A 1,902-nucleotide genomic window follows, 5' to 3' on the forward strand; every position below is an offset into this window, starting at 1 on the left:
TTCTTTAGATTTAACAGAAGGAATCATCGCCAATCAATTTTAGATAAAATCATTCAGAGATGCGTAGAGCATAAACCGATTGCTTACGCTTCGATTAAATTACACGAGACTTAAATGGGTAACCCTAATAAATAGTTTCCCAATCTTTTGAAATATGATGCTGTAAATGGTTAATTAAACCTGTTTCACCCATTCTTCTTATGGCAATAAGCGTAGTGGATTGATGATTATTTATGTTGTTTTTCAAACTCTGAATCTCATCATCTCTATCGCAGAAGTATTCTGGACCATAATAAGTAGTTGTAGGAAAGGGTGTTGGTGATTTTTTGCTCATGATTTCATCCTTTTGAATACCAAAGATATGAAAAAATATATAACAAAATGTTAGTAACATTTTGTTACTAACATTTTGTTACTAGAATTGTAGTATATTTTGAATTAAAAGCGTTTGAAAAAGAAAGCTTTAAAAATAATAGCTATCTCATTATTATAAAGACAGCTCGCCTGCCTTGCTGCGAAAGTCAGGCAGGCTACACTTCGGAGTGACAATTGTTCACTGGTGGATTAGGAAGAAGAGGCTTGATTTTTTGCAATGGCAACAAATGCAATGAAGCGAAGAATCTTTTTTTTAAATGGAAATGGTATTGGACAGTATTGCTTTATAAACTATTTAAGCTTTTAAGAGCATGATTATAATCTTCTATCATTTCTTTAATAATTTCTGCAGAAGACATGATTTTATCAATACTAGAAGATACCTGACCAATTTCCAATTCTCCTTCCACTAAATCGCCTTCAAACATTCCTCTTTTGGCTCTTCCTTTGCCAAGTAGTGCTGTCAAATCTTCTTTTGTGGCATGATTGGCATAAGCTTTTTCAACTTGCTCAAAGAATTCGTTTTTCAGAAGTCTCACTGGGCCAATTTCTTTTAGACTTAACTTAGTGTCGCCATCTTTAGCATCTAATATCAATTGCTTAAAAGCATCGTGAGCAGAGCTTTCGGTACTGGCTGCAAAACGACTGCCCACTTGAACTCCATCAGCTCCCAAGGCCATGGCTGCTAACATGGCTTGTCCACTCCCAATACCTCCAGCTGCAATTAATGGGATATTCACCTTGGCTCTAATATTAGGGATTAATGCCATAGTGGTAGTCTCCTCATGGCCATTATGTCCACCCGCTTCAAATCCTTCAGCTACAATGGCATCTACACCAGACTCCACGCATTTTAATGCAAATTTCATATTAGCAATCACATGAACTACCGTAATGCCTTTTTCTTTTAATAGAGCAGTATATTTCTTTGGATTTCCGGCTGATGTGAAAACAATAGGAACTTTCTCCTCGATGATAATATTAATATGATCGTCAATTTGAGGATAGAGAAGTGGTAAGTTGACACCGAATGGTTTATCAGTAGCTTTCTTGGTTTTTCGGATATGTTCTCGCAGTATTTCAGGATACATACTTCCTGCGCCAATTAATCCTAATCCTCCAGCATAAGAAACGGCAGATGCTAATTCCCAACCACTGCACCAAACCATTCCACCTTGAATGATGGGGTATTTTATATTGAAAAGTTTTGTGATTTTATTTGTCATGAATGTATTTTTTGCAAAGATAGAAAATGACAATTATTAGATGATGGGTATTTCTACTTATTATAGCATTGTATATTTGAGGAATGAAAATTCTACTTATGAGTCAAAAAATGACTTTTAATTTTTATCTTAGCGCAACCAATGGAATATTTGCTATCTATGTCGATAATCTAATAACCTGAGTTCGGTTTTTAACTATCTGAAATTCAGTTGTTAATGGTGATATTTTTGACCATAAAATTAGGAGATTTCATGAGTATTTATTATCTTTGTGACTGATAATCAAACAATTAACAATAAA

General features: G+C 34.5%; 2 protein-coding genes. Both read right to left on the minus strand.

Features of this window, described 5'->3' with window-relative positions; translation table 11 throughout:
* Nucleotides 1-124 precede the first annotated feature (124 nt).
* Nucleotides 125-334 carry a hypothetical protein gene (locus HNS40_RS22225; protein WP_172284905.1) on the minus strand — a complete coding sequence of 70 codons (210 nt, stop codon included), beginning with the start codon at nucleotides 332-334 and terminating at the stop codon, nucleotides 125-127.
* Between the two features lie 325 nt (nucleotides 335-659).
* Complete coding sequence (locus HNS40_RS22230; protein WP_172284906.1) at nucleotides 660-1,601, minus strand: nitronate monooxygenase family protein; 942 nt, start codon at nucleotides 1,599-1,601, stop codon at nucleotides 660-662.
* Between the last annotated feature and the right edge of the window lie 301 nt (nucleotides 1,602-1,902).

The sequence above is a fragment of the Lentimicrobium sp. S6 genome, from assembly GCF_013166635.1.
In the GTDB taxonomy this organism is placed as follows: domain Bacteria; phylum Bacteroidota; class Bacteroidia; order Bacteroidales; family UBA12170; genus UBA12170.